Annotated in this window: 1 protein-coding gene; it reads left to right on the top strand. The window is 66.9% G+C overall.

The window, feature by feature from the left end:
- A partial coding sequence (locus GH664_RS22465; protein ID WP_153170284.1) for an NADP-dependent malic enzyme occupies window positions 1-2,236 on the top strand: 2,236 nt, incomplete at both ends.

Below are 2,236 nucleotides of genomic sequence, written 5' to 3'. Positions count from 1 at the left end.
TGGACGAATTGATACGCGCAGCAGCGCTCGACTACCACCGCTACCCGCGGCCGGGCAAGATTTCAGTGACGCCGACGAAGGTGCTGTCCAACCAGCGCGACCTGTCGCTGGCGTATTCGCCCGGGGTGGCGGCGGCGTGCGACGCGATCGTCGAGGACGCGGCCGAGGCCGCGAACCTGACGGCGCGCTCGAACCTGATCGGCGTGATCACCAACGGCACGGCGGTGCTGGGCCTGGGCAACATCGGCCCGCTGGCGGCCAAGCCGGTGATGGAAGGCAAGGGGGTGCTGTTCAAGAAGTTCGCCGGCATCGACGTGTTCGACCTCGAGGTCGACGAGCCCGACGCCGACAAGCTGATCGACATGATCGCCGCGCTCGAGCCCACGTTCGGCGGCATCAACCTCGAGGACATCAAGGCGCCCGAGTGCTTCTACATCGAGAGCAAGCTGCGCGAGCGCATGAAGATCCCGGTGTTCCACGACGACCAGCACGGCACCGCGATCGTGGTGGGCGCGGCCATCCTCAACGGCCTGCAGATGCAGGGCAAGGCGCTGGACAAGGTGAAGGTGGTGACCTCGGGCGCGGGCGCCGCGGCGCTGGCCTGCCTGGGGCTGCTGGTGAAGCTGGGTATTCCGGTCGAGAACATCTGGGTGACCGACATCGAGGGCGTGGTGTACGAAGGCCGCACCACGCTGATGGACCCGATCAAGGCGCGCTACGCGAAGAAGACCGAGGCGAGGAAGCTCGCCGAGATCATCGAGGGCGCGGACGTGTTTCTGGGCCTGTCGGCGGGCGGTGTACTCAAGGGCGAGATGGTGGCAAAGATGGCGGCCAAGCCGCTGATCCTGGCGCTGGCCAACCCGACCCCGGAGATCCTGCCCGAAGAGGTGAAGGCGGTGCGCAACGACGCCATCATCGCCACCGGCCGCTCGGACTATCCGAACCAGGTCAACAACGTGCTGTGCTTCCCGTTCATCTTCCGCGGTGCGCTCGACGTGGGGGCGACCACCATCACCGACGAGATGCAGCTCGCCGCGGTGAAGGCGATCGCCGAACTGGCGCGCGTGGAGCAGAGCGACATCGTCGCCGCGGCCTACGGCGAGAAGGTCGGCGGCTTCGGTCCCGAGTACATCATCCCGCGGCCGTTCGACCCGCGCCTGATCGTGAAGATCGCCCCCGCGGTGGCCGAAGCGGCGGTCGCCTCGGGCGTGGCCACGCGCCCGATCACCGACTGGGACGCCTACCGCGCCCAGTTGAACAATTTCGTGTGGCACTCCGGGCTGATCATGAAGCCGGTGTTCGCCGCCGCGCGCGAGAACCCGAAGCGCATCATCTTCTCGGAAGGCGAATCCGAGAAAGTGCTGCGTGCGGTGCAGCAGGTGGTGGACGAAGGCATTGCGCGCCCGATCCTGATCGGCCGCCCGGACGTGGTGAAGGCCAACATCGAGCGCTTCGGCCTGCGCATGCTGGCCGACCGCGACTACGAGCTGGTGAATCCGGACTCCGACCCGCGCTTCAACCAGTTGTGGCAGCACTACCACAGCCTGATGGAGCGCCGCGGCGTGTCGGTGGAATACGCCAAGAAGGAAGTACGCCGGCGCACCACGCTGATCGGCACGTTGCTGCTGAAGTTCGGCTACGGCGACGGGCTGATCTGCGGCACCTACGGCATGCACCGGCTGCACCTCGATTTCGTCGAGACGGTGCTCGGCCGCCGTCCCGGGGTGAACAACTTCTACACGATCAACCTCGTCGCCCTGCCCGAGCGCACGCTGTTCATGGCCGACACCTACGTCAATTACGACCCGTCGGCCGAGCAGGTGGTCGAGATGACGCTGCTGGCCGCCGAGGAGATGAAGCGCTTCGGCATCGAGCCGCGGGTGGCGCTGCTGTCGCACTCGTCCTTCGGTTCGGCCGATTCGCCGACGGCCGAGAAGATGCGCGCGGCGCTGCACCTGCTGCACGAGCGCCATCCGGAGCTGCAGGTCGAAGGCGAGATGCACGGTGACTCGGCGCTCGACGCCAAGCACCGGCTGCAGATCTTCCCCAACGCCCGCATGCGCGAGGACGCGAACTTGCTGATCTTCCCGACGCTGGACGCGGCCAACATCGCCTTCAACCTGCTCAAGAATGCGGCGGGCGAAGGCGTGACGATCGGCCCGATCCTGCTGGGGGCCTCCAAGCCGGTGCATGTGCTGACGCCGTCGGCCACCGTGCGCCGCATCATCAACATGAC

The organism is Thauera sp. 2A1 (genome assembly GCF_009469595.2).
Classification (GTDB): Bacteria; Pseudomonadota; Gammaproteobacteria; order Burkholderiales; family Rhodocyclaceae; genus Thauera.
The sequence above is the reverse complement of the archived record's forward strand: the minus strand, read 5'-3'. Positions and strand labels throughout refer to the sequence as shown.